We start from the raw sequence: 24491 nt of genomic DNA on the forward strand, positions 1-24491 counted from the left end.
TCAGCGTGGCGGTGGTTGCTGCCGGCGCGGGGCGGTCGAGTCGTCGGCCGTGCCCTCCGGGTCCTCCGCACCGGCGGTGTCCTCGTCGCCGGGGGAGATCGGGGCCTCGGCCGGACCCAGATCCTCCGCCCGGTAGCGGTCGAGCAGGCGGCGGAGGACGGCGGTCAGTTCCCGGATCTCGGTGACGCCGTCGTCCATGCCGGCGGTCGTGTACGTCTCCAGGGTCCGCGATCTGGTCTCGGCCCGCCGGTTGCCGGCGACGTGCTCGCGCAGGCTCGCCAGCACGGCCTCGTACTCGTCCCGGGCCGCACGCGTGAGGGATCGGCTCAGCGTGGGCCGGGGCCGTGCCACCGGCGGCGGCGCGGCCGGTGCGGTGCCGGAGCGTGGCGCGGTGACCGGGTGGAACACCGGGGTCCCGGCGGGGGCGGCCGTGATGTCGGCCTGCGCGGTCGGGGTGGCCGTGGGGGGAGGGACGTGCGGGCCGGCGACGATCCCCGCGTCGCGGGGCCGCGGGTCGGGCTCCTCGCCGGTGGATTCGTCGGCCGGGGACGGGACCGGCGGTCCGCCGTCGTTGAGCCGGCGGGCGATCCGGAAGACCCGTTCGTCGTCCACCTCGCCGGTGACCCCGGCGGCCTCCAGCTCCCGCCGCATGTGGTCGCGCAGGCCGGTCAGGTCGGCCTCGCGGATCCGCCTGGCCAGCACGGTGACCGGGCCGGCGCGGTCGTCGTCGAGGATCCGGAGCTGGTTCGTCGCGTACTCCATGACCTGGACGAGCCACCGTCCGTTCCCGCCGAGGACGAAGTGGGAGAGGGCGATCGGTCCCCGTCGGGCGACCGCCGTGGCGAAGACCGCCGTCCGGAGTCCGGCGTGCGCGAAGCGTACGACGGTCTGCCCGGTCACGGGGCCGAGCGATTCGACGTACGCGGCCGGGTCCATCGGCACGTCCGACCGCGCGCTGCGGATCATTCCGTCGTCGTCGATCCGGCCCGGCTCGATGATCACGTCGACGAACGGGACGTTGGCCGCGGTGAAGTCGCCGAGGGTGGCGTGGGGCGTCCGGGCGGGCGCCGGAACCGGTCGGGTCGTCGTCGGGCCACCGCCGAGGGGAGCGAGGAGCCGACCCGCGGACGCTACCCGCGGACGTCCGCCCTCGTCGCCGGGTGGATCCTCCGAGTCGTCGCTGTCGGTGTGCGGAGCCGGCGGGGTCGGCGTGGCCGGCACCAGGGCGGCGTAGTGCTCGACGAGCAGTGGTGTGCCGTCCGGCCCACGGCGTCCGGCGTGCGCGTCGGGTGTCTCGTGGGTCCGGCGCAGCCGGATCGGCGGCTCCGCGCTCGGGTCGGGCGGCGAGAGGGTGACGGTGTGCCGATCCTGTTCGATGACGATCGTACGGCGAAGCAGGTGGGTCATCAGCGGCATGACGAGGTCGCCGTCGTCGGTGCGCCAGTCGGCGTAGACCGCGTCCGAGAGCGCCTCCCGCAGGTCGGGCGCCTCCGTCGGATGTCCCTCCAGGAACGACACCAGGGTCGCGTCGTCCATCTGGTCGATGAAGGCGACAAGCCGGAGCCGCAGGCCCTGCGCGATGTCGCCGAGTTCCGCGCGGCCGAAGCCACGCGGGTGGGCGACCCGGTCGTGTCGGGCGCTGACCAGGCCCCGCAGCAGCCGCCGCTGCTGCCGGGTCCAGCCACCCAGACCGAGGACCGCCTCCGGAGCGGCGACGATCAACGCGTAGTCGGCGCAGTTGCCGTCGCCCAGCACCGGTACCTCGACGTGCGCCGCGGCCGGCCGGCCGTGGGCGGCCGGGGCGGGCCGGGGTGGCGCGTCCGGCATGGGTGGCGGTGGCGTGGTCGAGGCGGCGTCGGGCGTGGTCTCCGTGGGTGCGGAGTCCTTCGCGGGCCGCTCCGGGGTGTCGTCGGACCTGGCCGGCTGCGGCCCCCGTTCCGTCACCCCGTCCGCCGTGGCCTCGTCCCCGAAACGGTCGCGGAAGAGGTCGCCGAAGCGAACCGGCGGCCGGTCGTCCCGATCGGTGCGCGGCGCCGGCCTCGCCCGCCTGGGGCGCGCCACCGGGGGGACGTGCGGCACGCGCGCCGCGGTTTCGCCCGGGCCCGGATGCGCGGTCCGCAGCAGGATGATCATCTGGCCGTCGAAGGGGACCCGACGGAGGGCGTCGGGACTCACCCGCACCGTCGTGCGGTCGTCCCCGCCGTCCTGCTCGACGAAGGCCAGGTAGTCGTCGTCGCCGTCGGGCCGCCGGCGACGACCGGCGCGGTGGGCGGTGGTCGGCACCGCCACGGTGACCTCGCCGCCGGTGACGGCGTCCGCGTCCGGTCCGACGCCGACGAACCGGGTACGGAGATAGCGCTGTTCCTGGCTGTTGGGACCGATCCCCAGCCCGGCCCGTACCGCCAGCAGCAGCAGGTGTGCCTGGTCGGCCGCCTCGGGCAGGTGCTCCGACGACCCCGTGACCCCGGCCCGGTGCACGACCGCCCACCGCCGGCTCTCGTCGTCCCAGGTGACCACGACGGTGCCCGCGCCGAGACCGGCCACCAGCCTCCCGGTCAACTCGCGCCGTCGAATCGGGAGGCCCAGGCGCGGCATGATCGTCACCCGGCCCCGACCGTCGGGGTCCGCCGCCAGGTGGGTCGCGAGATCGACGGTGCCGGGCCGGCCATCGTGCGCGATCCCGATCCGGGTTCCGGTCGCGGTGAGGCGTCCCCAGTCGACGGCGATGCTCCCCAGCACCGCGACCCCGCGCCAGTCGGCCAGGACCCGAAGTCCTCCGTGGACCGTCTCCTCCGCGGCGGCCGTCCAGGCGTCGGCCGGCTCCGTCGACTGTCGGGTCCGCTCCCGGTGGATACGCTGCGCCACCTCCCACGGCTCGGGCGTCCGCCGGAGGCCGGCCGTCGGATCGTCATGCGGCAACACGTGCGGAGCGGCGGTGTGAGCCGCCGCCGTAGCGAACAACCGCAACCACTCGTGCACCTCGGCCTGGTACCTGTTCCCACCCCGGGTGGCGACCTGCCGGGCGGTGCGGATGCCGTCGGCGAGGGACAGACCGGCCTGGACCGTCGGCCCGCCGGCCGGCAGGTGGGGATCGAGGTACGGCGGAACGTGCAGACTCCAGGTTCCGTCTGCCCGGGTGACCGCCGGAATCCCGGCGCGGGCGAACTCGGCGGCGACCGCCGCGCGTGCCTCCGGGTCCTGGCCGGGCACGACGGCCACCCACGGGACGCCCGGCTCCCCGACCGTCGGCACCGCCGGCAGTGGCCGGCTCAGCGTCTGCATCACGAGGTACGCCGGCGACGTTCCCCTGTCGACGGCGCGCGGGTCGACGACGTGGACCCGATGGTCGAGTCGCGCCGGCAACGCCCGCATCCAGGCGGTCAGCGGCGGCTGGGGGCGGATCAGCCGGGCCCGGCCGGCCTCGCCGCCGTCGACGGCGGCGAGGGGTACCTCGCGGTAGACCTCCGGGGCGACCGCCACGACGGTTCGCGACCGTCGCGACCAGGGCGTACGCTGCACCGCCTCGCCGCGCTGGACCTGGGCGCCCTCGGCGCCGGTCAGGGCGAGATTGGCCCAGGCATCGGGGACGGGAAGGTGCTCGGCCAGCAGGTCGACAAGGGGCCGGTAGGTGTCGCCGTCGCCGAGCAGGACGACGGTGTGCACGACGCGTGACAGGTCGTCGTGGACGACGTCGACGGGCCGGCCGGCCGGCCCCGGCACCGTGGCCCGCCACGGGTTTCCGTCAGCGACGTCGCGGCTGATCACGATGAGGCCGAGTCGGCGCAGCCCGGTCAGGAAGGGCGCGTCGCGGGCGACGGGTGCGGCGAGCACCAGGATGCGCGGCGAATCCGTCCACTCCACCTCGTCGACGAAGCCCTCGGCGGTGAGCGTCGGCCCGGTCGGGATCCGGACCGTGGCGCCGTCGACCACGCCGGCCTCGACGACGACGCTCCCCCGGTCGAGGAGCACCTCCAGCACCTGGTCCGGGGGTGACGACGGCGTCACCCGTGTCAGGTCGGTCACGACGGTCCCCGACCGGCGGTAGCGGGTCATCGCCGCGAGTCCCCGCATCTGCTCGACGATCAGCACCTCGGGGTGCCCGTCGGCGGCCGGCAGCCGGGCGCCCTCGACGTGGCCGTGGGCGCGGACGAGGACCAGGGGCGCCGCGCCGCGAACGGTCGCGGCGCGGACACGGGCCCGGCGTACGAGCGGCGAGACCGCCTCCCGGGACGGATCGTCGGGATGGACGGTGCCCGGTGGTTCGGGCGGCAGCGCGACGACCAGGCCGGCCGCCCGCGCCCGGGCCCAGGCCTGCGGGTCCGACAGCGGGAGCCGCTCCGCGAGTTCGTCGGTCAACACCGTGGCGTCGACCACGCCGTCCACCGCCGCTCGCAGGTCGACGACGCGTACCGATTCCGCGGGACCGACCACGGCGGACCGGACGGCCGCGGCCGGCACCCGGAGGAAGACGTCGTCGGGGGACACGGCTCGGTCGTCCAGCACCAGGAACGGGCGGGTCTGCGACACCGTGAGCAGGTAGCGGAGCCAGTCGTGCCACCGCGCCGCCGGGCCTCCGGCGAGATCGCGGCCGACCACGATCCCGACGTCCGGCGAACCGTGCTCGGTGCGGTCGGGCGGCGGTGGTGGCGTGACGGCGAACAGCCGGCGCAGCCCGGCGACCTCGTCGTCGGTCGGGTTGCCGGCCCGGGCCCGCCGGGCCAGTTCGGCCAGCACCGTGGTCCGGGCGACGCCGGCGAGGGTGTCGACGACGTGCCAGCCCGGGCCGGCGGGCGTGTGCACGCGCCAGCCGTTGAGGATGATGCCGTGCACCGGGAGGGCGGCGGGAAGCACGACCGGGACCTGCTCGCTCAGGGCCCGCACGAACGGGCCGCCGTCGGCGTCGCGCGGGAAGGCGTCGGCGAGTACGACGAGAAGCGGACGCCCGTCCGCCGGGTCGGGCAACCGGTCGAGGTAACCGGCGACGGTGAGCGGCTCCCCGTCGATCCGCAGCGCGTCGCCGGCCGCGGTGAGTTCGCCCCGCTCGACCACGACGTGCCGCGCCGCCGCCCAGCCCAGCACGTCGACGAATCCGAGTAGTTGGTCCTGGAGGAACGTCGACGGATACCGGCCGGGCAGTCCGGCCGCCACCGCCTCCGCCACCACCCGCGGCCGGTCGCCGTGCTGCTCGTCCAGCAGCAGGTGCCGCACGTTCCGGTTGCCCTCCCACGTGGCCAGGCGGCGGAGCAGGTGCAGGTCGGCCAGGTTGCCCGTCGACTCCAGGTGGTCGGCCCAGCGTCCCTCCGCCAGCGCCGTCCAGTTGCCGTGGCTCTCGCTGACGTGGCGGTGAAGTTCCCGCGCCGCGACGACGGGATGGTCGGCCAGTTGGGCCCGGGACCGACCGACCCGGAGGGCGTGGTTGACCCAGAGTCCCGTGGGCAGGCCCCGGTGGTGGACGACGATGACCTCGATGGACGGATCGACGCCGTCCGCGAGCAGGTCGACCCAGCGAGCCTCCGCCTCGATCTGGTAGACCGGTCTGGTCGGATTGGGCATCGGCCAGACGCCCATCAGAGCCCGTTGCCGCCATGGGTCCACCTCTCCGGTCCGGCCACCGATCGGAAGTGGCCACGTCGACCTCGGTGGCGGTGGTTCGAAGTCCTGGTAGGCGGGGGTGGCGTTCGCGCTGTCGGGCGGTGGGCGGAGCAGGCCGAGCCCGTCGCGTACCCGGGTCAGCAGGCGCGCGGTGCGCAGTTCGGCGACCCGGTCGGGGGGGAGGGGTTCGAACACGGAGCGGTGGGTGTTGCCGGTGGTGTGGTCGACGACCGTCAGCGTCCGGACGAACGGCCGCCGGGCGAGCCGCCGCAGCTCGTTCTCGCGTACCAGGGTGAGGTAGAACCGCACGACCGCCTCCAGCGAGGCGTCCACCAGCACCAGGGTCAGCCGGTCCTCGGCCGCGGGCAGGGTGGCGGGCGCCCCGGGCGCCGGCGCCAGCCTCGGGTCCTGCCGGCCGGGTGGCGGGTTGTTCGGGACGGGCCGGTAGGCGAAGAAGGACGGCAGGTTCGCGAGCGTGTGGACGTCGCGCAGGAAGTCGGCGGCGGTCAGCAGGCTCAGTCGCTCCTGCCGGCCGGTGGGATGCGCGAAGGGGAAACCGCCGGCGACCACGACGGCCAGCGGTGGACCCGCCGCCGAGCGTTCCTCGACGAGGTGGGCGAGCACCGTCAGGCCGGTGGCCGACCCGGTGTGGTGCGCCACCGCGATCTCGGTCATCCGCCGGAGCCGGTCGCCGACGGCGCGGCCGGTGTTTCCCGGCGCCTCCACGTCGCCCGGGTCGAGCACCACGGCGCCGGCGCCGGCGTGGCGCCACGCCCGCATCGGTCCGGCACCGAGTCGAGGGGCTGGGGTCGCGACGAGGCTCCGGCCGCCGCGCACCACGATGTCGTGCCGGACGGCCCGGACCGACACCGTCAGCGGCTCGGCGTCCGACCCCGCCGGGCGTACCTCGCGGTGGGTCCGGGTGCGGAGCAGGCGGCGGTGCTGTTCGCCGACCGCCTCGTCGAGGATGCGTCGCAGCGCGTTGGTCCGCCGCACCGTGGCGCCGGTGGCCGCCGCGTCGTCGTCCGGGTGGCCGACGCCCTCGATCGAGACTCGGACGATCTCCGTCGCGCTCGCCCGAGCCCCGGCCCTGATCGCGTCGACCGCCTCCGCGAGCGCGGCCGTCGAGTCCGGATCCACCGTGTGGCCGTCCGGGTGCAGGTAGAGGGTCCACGGGCCGGCGGGCCGGTCCGGCGCACCGTCGACGGTGACCTCCACCTCGTCGGACCGGGTGTCGATCCGTTCGAACGTCGCGTCGGGGATGGTGGCGGCGAGTTGGTCGATCGTCGTCCAGACGCCGGCCGGCACCGGCACGTCGCCGTGGGCGACCGCGAACCGCGGGGTGGCGTCGCTGCCGCGCACCGCGGCACGCAGGGCGGCGGGGGTGCCGGCCGGGCGGAGCCAGAGCCGCCGGCCCGGCATCGTCTCCAGTTCCCAACCGTCGGAGAGCCGGTAGGTGTCCGGCGCCGTCGGTCCGGCGCTGACGATCGGGTGTACGTCGGCCGGCATGCCGTCGTAGTCGACCGCTCGGATCTCCGCCGCCTCGGCCAGCACGGCGAAGGTCCGCCGACCGAGGTGGTCCGTCGGCACCAGGGTCAGTTCGGCGGGCAGGCCGGTACCGGCCGCCAGCTCGTCGACCGGCAGGACGACCGGCACGTCCACCCGGGTCGCGAGGTCGACGGCCAGCTGAAGCAGACCCGGCCGGGTCGCGGGGGCGTCGGCGAGGCGCAGGTCCACGGCCAGTCCCAGCCGTTCCGGTGGGGACAGCTCGGACACGGCCGCGATGACGTCCTCGGGCGAGAACCGGCCCACCACGACGAGTCGGGCGCGGACGCCCTCCGGCAGCCCCCGGGCGACGTCCATCCGGGGGTCGGCGGCCGGGCCCAGCACGAATCCCGCCGGGATCGGTGCCAGTGGGACGTCGACCCCGCTCAGGGTGGGGCCGACGTAGGCCCACCAGCGTGGCCGTCCGGGTGCGACCACCTCGACCGTGCCCGCCAGGTCCTGAAGGTGGATCTGGCTGAGCACCCATCGCCTGATCCCGTCCGGAACCGGCGGCGCGTGCGGCGCGTCCGAGCCCAGGACGATGGTGCGCGCCCGTACCGGCGGTGGGGCGTCGTCGGCCGCGGTGGTCGGGCAGACCCACGCGCCCTCGCCGACGTCCCGGATGCCCCACCCGCCCTCCAGGTCGAGGAAGTCGTCGGCCGGCTCGTCGGCCGGGTCCGGGTCCGGGTAGACGGTGTAGGTGCGGGCGAGGACGCGGGCGGTGCGGTCGTTCAGGGTGTTGACCGGGATGACGGCGTCGCGGCGGGTGGTGGCGCCGGTGAGCCGGTCGATCGGCACGGTCACCGAACGAACCCACCGCCGGGCCGCCCACTCGATCATTCCGTCCGCGCTGAGCGGCTCCCCGTCGTACACGGCGCCGCGGGCGGTCGCCACGGCGTACCGCTCCAGGTGGCCCCACGGGCCCTGGTCGCTCGCGGGCGTCCGGACCAGGTGGATCGGCGGCTGCTCCTGGCCCGGGGGCCAGTACATGGCGGGCGGCCCCGCCTGGCCCCAGACCAGGATCGGCCGGTCGATCAGGCGTCCGAGGAGGGTCAGCAGGACGGGCTGGAGTTCCGGGTGCGGCTCGTCGGCCCGGACCTGATCGATCAGCCAGGCCCGCAACCGGGCGGGGTCGGCGGCGCCGGCGTCGGGCAGCTCGCCCGACAACCGGCGCCAGTACTGGTCGACGATGCTGTCGGGCAGGTCGCGGACGAAGGACGCGGTTCGTCCGCGCACGGTGGCCCCCAGGATGCCCAGCGCGTCCATGCCGTACTCGGACCCGTCCCCCTCGTCCGGGTCGTCGTCGAGCCGGTCGAGGATCTCCTCCTCCTCGTCGGTCCAGCCCACGAACCCCTGGAGGTCCTCGCGGGCGGCCACGACCGCGGCCACGAACGCCGCGTGCTCACCGACGCCGTACGCGACGAACGCCTCGCGGGGCGGCTGCCAGGACCGACCTGCTCCGCCGCTCGGCGGGTCGTGGAGATCGAGGATCCCGGCGGCGACCAGCAAGGAGTAGTTGCGGGCACCGGTGGGCAGCGCGTCGTCCGTCCGTCCGGCCGTCGAGAGGGCCTGATCGATCAGCTCCGGCGTCACCCGCACCCGACCGCCGAGCGCCCACACGCGCCGTTGGATCTCCTCGACCGCCCCCGCGAGGTCCCGTCGCTCCTCCGCCCGGGTGGCGTCGATCAGCGCCGGTAGGTCGTCGTCTCGCACCTGGACCAGGTCGCTGGTGTTGATCGGCTGGTAGGCGGCGAGCCATCCGTCGCCCTCGTCCTGGCGAACGACCAGGATGACGCCGGGTCGGGCCAGGTAGTGGACGTCGTCGTAGGTCGCGTTCGTGAAGATCAGGGCCGGCGGTCCGTCGACCTCGCCCCGGTAGCCCTCGGCGGCCACCCGGTTGAGGCGCTGCGGCAGATCCACGGCCGGGTCGAACTCGTCGATGTCGACGGCCGCCCGCCCGTCGGCGAGGACCCGCACATCGAGGGACGGCTCCAGCAGGCGGTCCTCCGCCCGGATCGGACCGACCCGGAAACCGCCGGCCCGGCCGACGGCGGCGTGCACGACGCGCCACAGGTCGGCGGTGCTCAGGGCGCTCTCACCGGCCGTCAGGCGTCGGACGGTCAGCTCACGGGCCATCGTGGCCAGTTGATCGAGGTACCGCGAGCGGAGGTGTTCGACGAGCTGCGGAAGATCGTCGGTGACCGGGTTCTGGAGCGATCCGTCGGCCCAGAAGGGCAGGTAGCCCCAGTACTGGCGCCGCTGATCGGCGTCGACGGTTTCGAGGATCGCCGGCACGCCCCGGTCGGCGAGGTCCTCGGCGAACTGCGGCCCGACGTCGGCGGCCCGCTCGCGCAGCACCACGACGGGGATGTCCGACGAGGTCAGTTCCCCGGTGGCGGGCGGAGTGGGATCCCAGAACGCCTGGAGGTACTGCTCGACGGTGAAGCGGGTGTCGGGATGCTCCTGCGGCGGGTGCAGCGGATCCGTGTGCTCCAGCGACCGGCTGCCACCGGGGGGCGTCCCGGGCGTGGCGGCCGGCTCGTCAGCCGCCGGCGTGCCGGGTCCCTCGGGTTCCGGGTCGGCGTGCGATTGGTCGGTGCCGTCGCCGGAGCCTCCGCGCAGCCGCAGCGGCGCGTCGGCGGCGGTCTGCCCGGTGTACGCGTCCTCGTCCGCGTCCGTCGGTATCGTGTCGTCGTCGGTGGCCTCGCCGTCGGACATCGTGTCGTCGGAAACCGTGTCGTCGGAAACCGTGTCGTCGGACGTCGTGTCGTCGGAAAGGTAGTCGTCGGACATCTGGTCGTCCGACGGGTCGTCGGCGGTCAGCGCGGCCAGGTCCGGGACCGGGCCGCCGGGGAACCGGTGCTCGTGCAGGGCCCGGACGACCTCGATCCACCGGTCACGTGCGTTCATCAGGATCTCCGCGTGGCGGTCCAGGACGCGCTGACGAGCCAGGTTCAGCGTGCGCGCATACCGCAGCGCCACCGCCAGCGCCGGCTCCAGGAGCGGGCGTACGTCGTCGCCGGCCATCGCCGCCGCCACCAGCTCCAGCAGCAGCACCCCGTCGGCGTCGGCCAGCCGCGCCTCCGGGTGTCGCGCGTCGGAGGTCAGCCAGTCCGCCGCCAGCGCGGGCGTGTCGATCAGCGCGGTGCGGAGGCGGCCGACCGAGGCCGGCACGGCCAGGCCCGCCTGGCTGCGGCGCACCGCGGCGAGCACCCGCGCCCGCAGCGCCGAGGGACGGTCCCAGTCCGCCGCCTCGCGCTCGTACCCGGCGCGGATGAGGTGATCGAAGGACTTGAGGTGCCCGTGAAGCTGCGACTCGTCCATGGTGAAGTCACCCATGTGGCGCACCTCGACGACGGCCAGCGGGGTCGGAAGCGCACCGTCGTTGTCGTCCATGGCGAAGGAGCCGCTGATGCTGACCGCGTCCTTCTGACTGATCGGCACGTTGCCGGCCCCCGCCGGGCTCAGCGCGTTTCGCAGGTAGTCACGAACGCTGCCGGCGGCGGGGTTGCGCAGGCTCGTGTCCAGCAGGGCGTCGGCGTGGAGGGAGTGCGCGACCCGATCGGTGAAGCCCGCCAGCAGGATCTCGGTGATCCGGTCGCGCTGCTCGTGCAGGAAGCTCTGTACGCGTGGGGGTAGCTGGGCGCGCAGCCCCGACACCGAGGTACGCAGGCCCGCCGCGAGATAGTTCTTGCTGATCAGGCGCGAGCGCGGTGGCGCGACCCGCTGGTGCAGCATCGCGACGACCTGCGTGTAGAGCAGCGCGAGGTAGCCGCGTAGCTCCTCGGTGCCGGGCACGTCGGTGAGGAAGGGCAGTGCGAAGGCCGGCACCGGCGACCCGAGCACCTGGGTGAGATAGGACGTGGTCACCACCTGGGAGAAGTCCAGTCCGTCGAGGAGGTGGCGACGGGAGTTCTCGTTGTAGGTGCCGGCGGCGATGAACTCCAGCGGGGCGACCAGGGCGTGCATCGGGGCGCCGACGGTGAACTGCACGTAGCGGGTGTGCGGCTCATCCGCCCTGGGCCGGATCGAGACGCCCTGCACGTGGTGTGCGAAGCCGCGCTCCGGCGGGAACAGGTCGGACAGCAGGGTGGGCCCGGTCACCGAGGCCAGCGCGGCGTTCACGGCGTCGAGCGCGTCGAGCACCTCGTCCCGGCGGGCCCGGTTCTCCTCGCCCGGCAGGACACCCGTCGGCGCCGTGACGACCTCCAGGATGAAGCTCCGGCGGTTCGTGTCGTAGGTGACCGCCAACAGGTCGGCCAGGCGGAACAGCGTCGTCTTGGGAGCCGGCAGCACCGGGAAGGTGAGCGCGAGGCCGGCGAACTCCACCTCGAGGCCGGTGGCGCCGCCGAGCAGGCCCTCCGGCTCGCCGGAGCGGCGTGGCCGGCGTACCCCGGGGGCGACCGGCACCCCGTCCCGCGGTCCGTCGATCGGCGCGACAAGCTGCCGGCTGCCGGGCAGTTCGGTGCCCAGGTCGGCCAGTCGGCGATGGGCGAGCTGATAGGTGAGCAGCAGGTTGCCGAACTCGGTACGGGTGGCGGGCAGCGTCCGCTCGGTCACCCCGTCGATGCGGGCGTGCAGCGCGGCCAACCCGTCGACGAAGCTCTGCCACGAGGCCCACGCGTCCTCGCCGGCCGCACCCCGGTCGGCCACGGCGATCCGTACCCGCTTGTCGAGCGCGGGGACGCGGTGCGCGGCCGTCTCCACCTCGCTCCGCAGCCGCGCGAGCCCGACCGGCGAACCCTCCCCGGTCCGGGGCAGCGGCAGGTCCCACGCCACCTCGGCGGGTAGGACGGTCACGTCCCGGCCGCCGGCCACCGGCCGTCTCCGGGTGGGCAGGAAGTGCTGGTTGACCAGGACGATGACGTGGGTCGGCGTGGTGCCACCGCCGCCACTGAGCACCGCCTCGTCGGTGCCCTCCGACAGCCCCTGCAGATCGACGCGGAGGTCGCCGCCCCGCGCGGTGGCGAGGTCGGTCGCCCAGCGGAGGACCTGGGTCACCACCAACCAGTAGTGGTCCCCCTGGTCGTTGTCGTACTCCCCGGGTGTCGCCATCGACGTGGCCAGGTCCTCGATGGTCAGCAGCGCCTGCCCGGTCCGGGCGATGTCGTGGGCCGCCGGGTGGATGGCGGCCTCGGCCAGGCGCAACGTGTCACGGATGTGCTGCTGCTCCAGCGACCGCCGCAACACGGCGGCGAGGAACGCCCGCAGGGTGAGCGGGTCGTCGACGCGTACCGCACCCGGGAGCCCCGCGGCCCGGGCCACCAGCCGGGCGGCCTCGGTGACGCGGTCCGTCCCGACGGTGCGGAGCGTCGCGGCGAACACGCAGTTCCCGTCGTCGGGCACCCAACCCACCTGAAGGCCGTTCGCCCTGAGCCACCGCTGCTGGTGGGCGCGGGGGGCGAAGAACTCGCCGGGGCGGTTCCGGCTGCCCTCGTGCCACCAGGCCGGCGCCGCGGCCAGGTCGGTGTCCTCGCGTTCGTAGTGCTCCAGCCGGGCGGCGATGAGGTTGTCGAGCATCCGCTCGTCGGCGCCGGCCGTGAGGAGGTCCTCGAGGTGGCGCAGTCGCGCGCCGTCCGGGTCGTTGGTCGCGAGGTAGTGCCGTAGCCGGACCTCGGCGTCGCTTCGCACGCGCGGACCACCGCGGTCGTCGCCGCGCGCGGGTGGCGGGTCCACCGGATGCCGCTGCCGCAGGCGCAGCACCGACGGTCGCTCCGCGTCGGTGCGCTGATACGTCGCGAGCAGCTCGGTGAGCGTCTGGACGAGCTGGGCCGTGTCCGCGAGGCGGCTGCCGGTCCCGGCCCCGGTGAGCTTGTCCACCTCCGCCGTCCGTTCCTGCCGGACCCGGGCATCGGACTGGCCGCCGATGTGCTGCCGAAGCCGGCTGGTGATCGCGACGAGCCGGTCGTCCAGCGCGATCCGCCGGGTCCGGTGCTGGCTCAGGGCCGGCGGGGCCGGCTCGGTCGTCGCCGGGGTGCGGGCCGCCGGCGCGTGGTCCGGGACGGTCCGGTCCTCGGGGGCGACCTCGGTCAGGGTTCGACTGATCGGGGCGGAGTGCCGTCGCGCGACCGGGGTCCTCCCCGTGGTGTCCCCGCCGGGCTCGTCGGACGCGGCCCGCTCCGGGGAGAGGAACGTGACGGGCCGCTGTCGACGCAGCTTGACCACCGGGGTCGGGGTCGCCGCCGGTCCGGTCGGGCGGAACGCGTTCCCGTCCACCTCGGCCAGCACGAGTGGCCGGCCGGTGGCCGGCCCGCTGGTGGTCACGGTCCCGTCGGCGGCGATCGTCTCCACCTCGACGCCCAGCACCGCCGGGACGGTCGCCAGGGGTGGCGGCGGCGCGTCGTCCGCGAGTCCCTGCCGCCGGGCGATCAGCGTCCGCAGCTCGGCGGCGGTGGTCGCCGCCGCGACCTGCCGGACCTCCGCCGTCGGGTCGGGTTGCCGCCGCGCGGTCGCGGAAAGGGCCCGCAACCAGGAGTCCGGCCCGGACTCCGGTGCCAGCGGGACCAGTCCGCGGGCGGTGAGCACGCCGTCCTGCTCGGCCGACAACGGCGGGGACGCGGACGGGCGGGCCGCCCGTTCCCGCTCGCGGAGGAACCGCTCCGCCTCGGCCGGGAACTGGCCCTCGGGCCGTCGGGCCAGCTCGACCAACTCGTCGCGGGTGACGCCGAGCCGCACGGCGCTGTCGATCAGGTGCGGCGGGAGCGCGTCCACGGCGAGTTCCGCGGCCACCACCTGCCGGCTGCCGATCGTCGGCTCGAGTTCGACGTACCAGCCGTCCGGCGCGACGCCGAACCGGTCGGTCACGCCGCCGGCCGTGTCCCGCCGTCGCAGCTCCACCGGCACGCGCAGCGCCCGGGCCAGCGCCCGCGCGGCGCGCAGCGGGTCGTTCAGGAGCCGGATGTGCAACGGCGGCTCCGGCCGGGCGCCGGCCGGGGCGGCCGCGTGCACCGCGTCGACCATCCGGGTGACCAGGTCCCGGCCGGCCGGATCCGCCTCGTGCACGGCCGCGATCTGCGCGGGCGTGAGGTGTCCGGCGGCCCACCCGTCCACGGACTCGCGGAGCTGCCGGGCCTGGCCGGCGGTGTCGACCTCCACCACGAGGACGTCCTCGGCGTCGACCCGGACCCCGCCGCCGAGGTCCCGCGCGAGGCCCAGCAGGGCCAGGTCCGGGCCGTCCGGCGCCGGCGTGGCGCCGGACGGGTCGAGCCGGGCGAACGCGTCGACCAGGTCGAGGCTCGGCGACTGCGGCCCGGCGACCGGTGGCCGCGTGCGGTCCCGCCCGGCCGGGTCCAACCTTCTGCCGAACTCGGCGCGGCGCTGTTCGGCCACCAGCGCGTCGTAGTCGGCTCTGGACATCTGCACGTACACGTCGCCGCTGAACTCGTCGCTGATCCGGCGCCGCCCCCACGACGTCGGGCGCCACCAGTGCACGATGTGCTTGTGCCCCTCCAGCCGGTACCGGCCGTACATCCGCACCAGGACGGTCGGGCCCTGCTGCTTGACGTGCTCCTCCCGCCGGTGCGCGTCGGCGAACGTGCTGGTGTGCGACTTGGGCGCCTGCCGGCTCAGGTCGGTGTCGCCCTCGGTGCGGTGCGCGCCGTACGCCTCGCTGGGGTTGGAGCCGTCGGTGACGCTCAGCTTGGCCGGGCCGCCCGCGCTCAGACCGGCGGCCAGGTAGGGCGTGTCGTGGGTGGTGGAGGCGCTGAACCCCTGCTGGTACTTCGCGTACCGGCCGGTGCCGGTGCCGTCGAGCTCGGAGACGATCTCCATGTTCTCCAGCCGGCAGCGGAGCGTGAGGTCGGCCCGTCGGCTCGAGTGACCGGGCACGAAGGCGTCGGCGGCGACCTGCACCCCGTCCGGGCTCATGGCCTCCGGGGTGAGAGCGGCCAGCAGGTCGCGCGTCACCAGGGCCCGTACGGAGGCGCTGGTGTGGTATCCGGGCCGGGTCACCCAGCGCGACGGCAGCCACCGGTTCCACTTGACCGGCCGCTCGAACAGCGCCCCGAGCAGCCGGCGGCTGGCCGCCTCGGCGCCGTGCACCTGCACGCTGTCGACGAAGGCGTCCTTGGGCAGCGCGGTCGGGTTCACGTCGGACCGGAGACCGGTCGGCGCCGCCGCCGGGGTGGCCTCGGCGACACTCTTCGGAACCTTCAACACCACCGAGCCGCGGACGGTCCGCGGCGGAAGGGACCGTTCGGTCCGGCGGAACCGGCCCAGCGTCCGGGCCACCCAGTTGCGCGAGGCCGCCGGCGACAGGGGCGGCCGTGCGCCGCCGCGGAACCGGGAGATGACCTTGCTGGTCAGCCAGTTCGTGACGCGTCGCCCGCCGAGCTTGAGCCGTCGGACCTCGACGGTGAACTCGACGTCGGCCGTCGCCCGGTAGTAGTTGCCCCAGTCGTAGGTGGTCGACTCGTAGGTGAACTGCTCGGTGGTCGCCCGTGACCGGCTCACCCCGTCGGCGAACCGGACGCCGGGTCCGGTGGTGACCCGCTGCTGGGCGGACCTGCGCTGCTCCTCCAGCGTCGGCGGGGTGTCGGGCCGGTGCTCGAACGTGGGCTTCAACCCGGCCGAGGTGCCGCGGGTGAACTGCCGGTCCGTCGCCGCGCGGCGCTCGACGTACCGGTGGCGGTAGGTTTCCAGGCCGCTGCCGCGCACGTAGTCGCCGAACTCCGGTCGGCTGGTCAACGTGGCGCTGACCCGGACCTCGACCATGTCCTGGCCGAACCAGCCGTGCGGGTTGGCGAAGTAGAGCGAGACCCCGTCCGGGGAGAGGACCTGTTCCAGCAGCGGTTGGTCCCGCCCGCCGTCGAACAGCGCCTGGATCGCGTCGAGGCCGCCCTGCAACCGCCCCACGTACGGTGAGACCTGGGCGCGGCGACGCCACCACAGGCGGCGCGGCGGCGTGTCCGGCGGCGGGACGAGCCGGTCGTGGGTCTTGCCGAGCAGGCCGGGCTCGAACTGGTCCACGGCGTCGATCACGACGTCGGACAGGGCCGTCCCGTCGCTGAGGGTGAGTGAGTGGATGCCGCTGTGCCCGAGCGAGGCGCCCGGGCCCGGTCGCAGGTAGGGCGGAAGGCCGAGTTTCCGGGTGGCGGCCGCGGTCGGGACGACAGTGGTGTCGAAGAGGGGCTCGAACTCCCCGATCACCTCGGGCGACATCGCCAGGTCGGTCCAGGCATGGCTGCGGGCCAGTTCGCGGGCGGCGTCGGTCCGCAGGTCGTGGTGGCGGTCCGGCTCGTCCTCGGCGGCCGCGGTCCGTTCCCACTGGATGAGGACGCGGGCCATGAGCTGGTGCGAGACCTTGAGGTCACCGCCGACCCACCGGGCGACGATGTCCAGGAGTTGTTCGTCGTCGAGGGGGACGTCGCCCCGGGCGTAGTGCTCCAGGGCGTCCGGCTCGGACAGCAGGTAGATCATCGGCTCGACGTCGGTGATCGGGCGGGCGACCGGCGGATAGTTGCTGTTCGGCAGCAGCTTGGCGCGTTTGGTCTTGCCGATGCGCAGGTCGTAGCGGACCTTCGCGCGGAACGCGTAGGCGCGCTGGAAGTTGAGTTCCAGCGACTCGCGACCGCCGGTCTGCTTCGTCGACCGGGAGCGGCTCCGACCCCACCGCATCGTGTGGGTCAGCGACGCGCTCACCCCGGTCACGTTCGACCGGCCGGGATCCCCGCCGGCGCCGAGGTCGAGCGGCGTCACCGCGACGCCGCTCCGGCGGCTGCTCGACTGGCCGGCCTGGGTCAGCGAGAGCTTGATCAGACCCAGCACGTAGGGGTCGCTGGTCGCGCCCACGAACTGGGAGGCGCCGAGATCGGCCTTGAGCGACACGGTCCGGTGCTTGTCGCGCCAGAACTTCGACGTGAAGAACGTGTCGGTGGTGTAGCGGCCCCGGGCCACCTCGGGGAAGTGGGAGAGGACCTGGGCGTGGTTGAGGAAGGTCGAGATCTCCTCGTCGGCCGTGCCGCCGGGCTTGGCCATCCGCTGCATCCGGCCACGCGCGGTGGTCAGGAGGCCGGTCACGTCCAGATAGGAGACGGCGGCGTTGTCGAGCACCGCGACCGGGGTGTCCTTCCGGCCGGTGGCGGCCCGCTCCGGGCCGTGCGCCGGCTTCGTGTTGAAGGCGGGGACGACGCGGACCGTCGCGGTGCTCGGGATCGGGGGCAGGGGTGTCGGCAGGCGACGGGTGTCGACCGACCGGCCGAGGGCGCGTTTCACGAGCTGCTTCCACGACCACTGGCGGTCGTGCTCGATGACCACCCCGTACTGGGTCGTCACCTCGAACTCGGTCAGCTCGCCCTGGTACTCCATCAGGCGGGGCATGTTGCTGACCTGGTTGACCGACTCGTCGCCGCCGACGCCCCGGTCCCACTCCACACCGATGCCGGCTCCCTGCAGTTGCCGGCCGGTCTTGGTGGGCAGGAACCGCAGCTTCGTGCCGGCCGCGAAGCCCTGCCCGCCGCCGGCCGAGGAGCCGCCGGAGTCGAGCCCCATCTCCAGGTTGACGATGTGCCGCTCGCTGGTGCGGCGGGGATCGGAGGTCGGGTCGACGGGGACCGTCAGGCCGCGCTCGTCCTGGACCTCCCGCGGGCGGGCCTCGATCGTCACGCGCGCCGAACGGACGCCGAAGGTGGTGAACCACCCGGTGTGCCGCTTCCGCACGGTGATCGAGAATCCGCCCTGGTGGACACCGTCGAAGTTCGACTCCAGCGCGGCGGTGGAGATGAGCTTGCGCAGCAGCACCCCGTTGTTGACCTGGCTGTCCCGCTTGCGGCTGAACCAGGAGCGGCGTTCGAAGGCCGCGTCGGGGTCGCGTACCACGTAGCCGAACCTGGCGAGTTCCCGTTCGACCCGGTCGACCAGTCTGTCGACGAGTTGCGGGTCCACCTCGACGATGCCCTTGCCGATGCCCCGGCCCCGGCGCGCGTGCTCCGGCACGGTGGGTGGCGCCGCGTCGGCGACCGCCGGGGGCGCCTCCGGTGTGGGCGCCGCTTCCGGCTTCGACGGTGGTTCGATGCCGTACGCGACGGCGTCGGCGGTGGGCACCCGGACCATCGCCGAGCCCCTGATCTCGAGCGGCTGGTAGGTAGCGCCCGGATGGTCGTGCCGGGTGCGCGGCCGCATCCCCCGTACCGCCGTGCCGGTCTTGACCAGCACGTTGCGGCGCCGGCGCACCTGCACCGTGGCCTGGTGGTCGAACTCCATCTGGTATGCCGAGGTGAAGCTGGCGTAGCGCGAGACGAGGACCCACAGGCCGAGCCGCCCGGCGGAGTTGCCGTTCCGGTTGGACCAGCTCCACCGCGCGTACGGCAGCTTCACCGCGAACCTGAGCTTCGGCACCCGCGCGACGAGGAACTCCAGGCTCGGCTCGATGCTGGCGTCGTTGGTGACCGACGACCCGGCGGTCGTACCGGAGATGGCGGTCCGCACCTCCTCGACGTGCGCCTTGTCGCTGGGCGCGCTCACCGGGCGGCCCTCGCCGACCCGCCGGGTGCGGATCCGCACGTCGGCGACGACCCGGCCGTTCTCCACGAGCGTGAACGCGTAGCCGCGGTACCGGTTGACCGCCTTGTCGAGGTGGGTGTCCAGGTTGGAGACGCGGTGCCAGACGTCGGAGCGCAGCGGATGTCCGAGGGGGATCGGTCCGCGTTCCCGCTCCAGTTGCCGGACGATGTCGTCGGCGAGCAGGTGCAGGCTGGTGAGCCCGGAGGCGTAGAAGACCTTCGGCAGACGCCGGTCGGCGCCGAGGGGCGCGCGCGCGTTCGGCCGGATCGTGGCGGCCAGTCGGGCGGCCCGGCCGGGCTCGGCCCGCTCCAGATACTTCTCCGGCAGGGCGAGGGTCAGCCGTTCGGCGGCGTCGAGCGTGGACGTGGGCAGGTCGGCCCAGCGCTGGGTCGCCTGGTGGCGCACCTGCAGGTGGTACCGCGCGGCGGCGGAGATGAGGGCGGCGTCCTCGCGGGTGTCCTCGACCCGGCCGACCTCGGCGTCGCGCACCGTGCCGGTGGACCGGTTGACGAGGTTGCGGACGAACCGCACCGCGGCGCCGATCCGCACCGAGAGCAGCAGGTGCGGCACGCCGAACGCGAATCCGGGTGAGCCGCCGAAGCGGAACCAACTGACCGGGCCGGAGTGGCTCTCGCTGTGCGCGCCGACCTGGAAGGTGCCGTGGATGGTCTCGGTGGCGCGCACCTGAGCGGCCCGTCCGGCCGGCGCGGGCGGCGGGCCCGGCTCCCCGTCCGGCCGCCCCGCGCCGGCCCCGGCCCGGTCGGCGGTGGTCGGCCCGGGTGCGGACTCCTGGCGGGGGTCGGTCAACTCCAGGCGTACCCGCACCTCCACGTTGCCGATGAAGACGACCATCCCGTCGCCGACCAGATGCCGGTAGTTGTTGCCCAGCACGCCGCGGATCCGGTCCCGGGCGGTGGCGTCCTCGGGGACCCCGTGCTGCCGGGCATACCTGATGAGCCGGCCGGTGAGCCGGTCGAGGTCGGGCACCGCGTGGGCCGGGATCCCCGCGGCGTACGCGATCGGATGGAGCTGTCCGTCGCCGACCGGGACGGCGGCGGGTGTCGGTGGAAGCGTCGGGTTGACCGCCCGCCGGTGGTGGTCCCAGGAGTCGGCGATGGCGACGTGCACGGTGACCGTGCCGACGTGCGGGGCTCCGCCGCCCGGCGTCGGCCGGCCGCCCGGCGCCAGTCGCCGCAGCGTACGCCGGAACCTGCCGCCGCGACCCCGGTCCGACGCCGTCGCCGCCGGCCGGTGCCGGAAGAGGACGATGGGCGGGTCGCCGCCGGTGGCCCGGGAGAGTTCCTGCCGGACCCGTTGTTCGAGCGTGTCGGCCAGCCACTGCGCCCGCCGACGCCCCAGCCCGGTCGGCGCGCGCCCGAGGAGTCGCGGGGGGCCGTCGCCGTGGCCCTCGATCGTGACGATGACCGGAGCGCCCTCGGGCGGCCGGTGGGCGGCCGTGCGGACCACCCGGTCGGCGATGCTCCCGGCCAGCTCGCCCAGGTCGACGTCGTCCGCGAGCGTCTCGTGACGGCCGGGAACGAACCGCAGCGTGACGGGCGGATCGGTGACCGCGGCCGGGGCGGCCGGCTCCGCCGGGGACGCGACCGGCGTGGTCGGGGTGGTTGCCGGTGCCGGGGGTGCCGGGGGCGGTGCGACGGAGGCGTGGAAGGCGGCGTGGCCGGTGCCGGCCTGAGCGTGGCGGTAGAGCCGGATCGGGACGCCTGTCGCGCCGGCCGGGGAGAACGACCGGGCGCGGGTGCCGTCGTCCACGACGACCGGCCGTCCGAGCAGCACCGCGACGAGCATCGGCCCGACGTCGGGCTGGTCGTGCGGCGTGTCGGGGCGCAGCAGGTCCGCCAGTGTGGCGCGCAGGGCGGCGTCGTCACCGGCCGGCACGACGGCCGCCGCCGCCCGGATCTCCGCGAGTTGGGCCGCGGTGAGCTGAGCGATCCGGGGGACGAGGAGATCGTGCAGGTCCGCCACGACATCGGTGAGCGCGGTGGTGCTGATCACGCGCCGCTGCTGGGCCCGTTCGTCGCGCAGCCGGGTCAGGTCGGCCCGCACCACCTCGTTCTGGAACGCCTGCTCGTCGACGTTGTCGAGTTCGCCGTAGAGGACGGCGGCCAGCAGGTGGTTGCCGTCGCCCAGCAGCAGGGCACGGTCCTCGGTCCGCAACCGCTCCGGTTCCACAGGTGTCGGCGAGCCGGCGGGGCGGCGGAAGGGGAGGCGGATCGGGTCGGGCGGCGGTGTCGGCTCCTCCGTGGGCGCCGGTCGATCTGCTATCGACCCACGGCGCTCCGCCGGCAGATCCGGAGGAGTTCCGCCTCCGTCGGTAGCTCGGAGCCCAGGTGATCCCGCGCGATCAGCGCTGCCTCCGGCCGACTCACCGACCGGCTCCACCCGGTGTGGTGACGGCCGAACAGCAGCGGCGCCGCTGCCTCCGGTGCGTAGACCCACCGACGCCGCGGCACGTGCCAGACCACCGCCTGGAGCGGACCCGGCCAGAGCCGTACCGCGATCAGTCCCGTCGGCGTCGGCGCCGCCGGTGGTGTCACCGCGTGATATTCGAGCTGGTCCGGTGTCATAGCGTTCCCGTTCCTCCGCGGTGAAGATCTCGGTCATGCTCAGACCGTGCGCGACGACCACGTCGGACAGGGTCTGGCCCTCCCGCTCCAACTGGCCGAGGTACGTCTGCCACAACCCGGGACTCCGGTCGATGAATCGCGCGAAGCTCCGGGACCGGCCCGACGGCAGCCCGTCGAGATCCGTGGGAAGAGGCCGGCCGTGGTCGCGCTGGATGCGCAGCATCTCCAGGAAGGCGTCCACCCGTTCGGACATCGGGGCCGTCCCGCGACGGGCCACCTCGTAGAACGGGTGGGTGATCGTGGCCGCCCGCCAGGACGACTCGGTGGGGAACTGCACCTCCAGCGGATCGCCCTGCCGGTTCCGCACGATCACCCGCAGCCCGCACCAGTCGTTGCCCGGCACCCAGAAGTTCTTGACGTCCTCGTCGCCCCGGACGGTGTAGTCGCGTCGCGCCAGCTCGGCCAGCACCTCGCGCACCGTGGTGGCGTACCCGACCGGCGAGACCTGGACGGCGAATCGCGCGCCGTCCTGGTTGCCGGCCAGGAACGCCTCGGCGGTGACGCCCGTGGTGACCCGCCGCATCTGGTACTTGCGGGCCAGCGACGCGAGGGACTTGGTGCGGTTGCCGGTGCCGACGAGGTGGGCCCGCTGCCCGCCGGGGTCGATCACCCGCAGCGCGTCGCGCATGATCGGAAGCGCCTCGTTCGCCCGGTCGCGCGCGACTCGGACCCCTTCCTCGAGGACCCGCCGATCGTCGCCGGACAGGTCGTCGCCGAGCCCGCGCTCGTCCTCCGGAGGCTCCGGCGACGGCTGACGCTCCGGCGACGCGACGGGTGCCGGCGGTGCGGTCGGCGGCGGTGCGACCGGCGGTGGCGTGGCGGATGCCGGCGGTGCGACCGGCGGCGGTGCGACCGGCGGTGGCGTGGCGGATGCCGGCGGTGCGACGGGTGGCGGCGGTTCGGCGGTGACTGTCACCGGCCGCTTCTCCGCCGTGTCGGCCCGGGACTGCTCGGGCTCTTCCGGCCGGATCGCCGGCGCGGCTTCGGCGGGACGCCGGGCGGCCGGGTCGCGGGACAGGCTGCGGGCGCGGTTCGCCGGGGAGCCGCCGCCCCGGTCCGTCTGCGACCGCTGTCCGGTCAGGACGCTCATCAGCAGCGGCAGGGCACCGAGGGTGTCGGCGGCCTCCGGGCGGCGGCGGGTGGACCGGACCGTCAGGTGGTGGGAGTTGTCCGGCAGCCCGAGTTCCGCCGGAGACGGCAGATCGGCCAGGGTGAGACCGTGGTCGAGGACGACGTCCAGGAACGACCGGTCGGCCCGCTCCAGTCCGCGCAGATACGACCGCCACTCGTCCCCCCGCGCCCGGACGAGTTCCGCGAGCCCCTTCTCCCGGCTCTTCGGCAGACCGGTGAGCGGATGAGGGAGATCCCGGTTCAGGCCGTTGTCCCGGTTGAGTCGCAGCAGGCTCAGGTAGGCGCTCACCCGCTCCGGCATCGGCGCCGTCTTCAGCCGGACGACCTCGTGGAAGCGCCTGGCCTGCTTGGCGGTCCGCCACGAGGCCGCCGTGGGGAACTCCACCTCGATCAGCCGGCCGCGGTAGCGCAACGTCGTGGTCAGCCCGAACCACCGGCCGCCGGGCCACCAGAACGGCACCATGTCGGCGTCGTCGCGACGTTCGTACCCCTCGGCCTCGAGGCGGGTGAGCACCGTGTGGACCGCCGAGCTGTACCCGACGCTGGGCACGCGGACCGAGAACCTGACGGAATCCTTGTTGGTGGCGAGGAACGTCGCGAGGTCGATGTGCTCCCGCAGATTCCGGTCGCGGAACTTGCGAGCCAGGGACGACACCGTCTTGGCACGATGCTGGACGCCGACCAGGGTGACGTCGATGCCGGACGCCCGGACGGCGTCGGTCACCCGCCGCATCACCGTCAGCGTCTGGTCCGCCCGTTCCTTGGCCACCTGGGCCGCGTCGAAGAGCGCCTCCTGGTCGGCGGGGGCGAGGCTCTGGATCAGTTCCCGCTCGACCCGGCGGGCGTCGAACGCCCGCCCGCCTCGCCGCCGCCCGGCGGTTGTCGCGCGTTCCGCGGGGGCGGTGGCCGGTGGCGGGAGCGGCGTCTCGGACCGGTGCGGAGAGTCGGGGGGCAGATGAAGCCGCTCCCGATCGACGAGCGTGGCCAGGCTGAGCCCGTGCTCGGCGACGACGTCGGCGAAGGTCCGGCCGGCCACCAGCAGACCGTCGAGATACTGCTGCCACGGACCGGTGCCCGGACCGACGAGCGCGGGCAGTCCGTTGTTCACGGGGTCGGGGAACAGCCTCGTCGCGCGGTTCAACCCCAACTCGTCGTTGATCCGCAGCATGCTGAGCACGGCGGAGACCCGGGCCGACAGGGGTGCCGATGCCAGGCGGTTCACCCGGTGGAACTCGCGGGTGAGCTGAAACGAACGCCACGACTGTTCGGTGTGGATCTGGAGTTCCCAGGGCCGTCCGTCCGGGCCGCGCATCGGGATCGTCGCCCCGAACCGGGTGTTTCCGGGACGCCAGTGGTCGAAGATGCCGTCGTCGTCGTCAGCGGTGTTGTGCCCGAGGCGGCGCAGCGCGCTCAACACCTCGAAGAGGAGCATCTCGTGTCGATCGGCGGGGGCCAGCACCGAGAAGCGGACGGTGTCCTCGTTCTGCGTGAGGAACTGCTCCAGGGAGATGTCCTCTCGCTGTCTCAGCTCGGCGTACTGCTGCGCCAGGCGATGCGGCGACTTGGTGGCCTCAGCCGGCTCGGCCAGCGTCAGGCCGTAGCTGGAGGCGTTGTTGAGGTCGTGCACCGCCCGGCCGACGGCGCGTGAGACCGTCATGGCGCGCGCGCGGGCCCTGGCGACCGTCCGCTCGATCATCCTCCGCTCGGCTGCGGTGAGGCTGGACCTGAGGTCACGTTCGACGGCCCCCACGTCGAACGTCGCCGGGTCCGGTGGCCGTTCGGCGCCGGTTCGGGGACTGCCGGTGCCGGGTGCCGGCCGCGCGGCAGACGGTTGCCCGAGAGGCGGAAGCGGGCGCGCGGGAGGTGGCTCGGGCGGGATGGTCGGGCCGCCCCCGCCGGTGCCCGACCCGGACGCGGCACCGGTTCCGGCCCGTCGGTGGGCGACGCGGGAGAGGCGGATCGCCTCCGAGATCTCCGCCTCGTCGAAGTCGTCGTCGCGGATCGGCAGATCATCGGCGGCGGGGTCGGCCGTCTCCGCGCCCCGTTGCGCCCACGGCACTCGACCCTTGCCCTTGTCCT

The 24491-nt window shown here is 74.5% G+C and carries 1 protein-coding gene (running past one end of the window); it reads right to left on the minus strand.

Annotation, left to right across the window (positions count from 1 at the left end; translation table 11 throughout):
- On the minus strand, positions 1 to 24491 hold the 3' portion of the coding sequence (locus tag AB0B02_RS28530) for a hypothetical protein (RefSeq protein ID WP_357305418.1). The gene runs 3325 nt beyond the window's last position; the window shows 24491 of its 27816 coding nt (coding positions 3326–27816); the start codon falls outside the window, past its right edge; the stop codon is at positions 1 to 3.

Source organism: Micromonospora sp. NPDC049240 (assembly GCF_040647835.1).
Lineage (GTDB): Bacteria > Actinomycetota > Actinomycetes > Mycobacteriales > Micromonosporaceae > Micromonospora.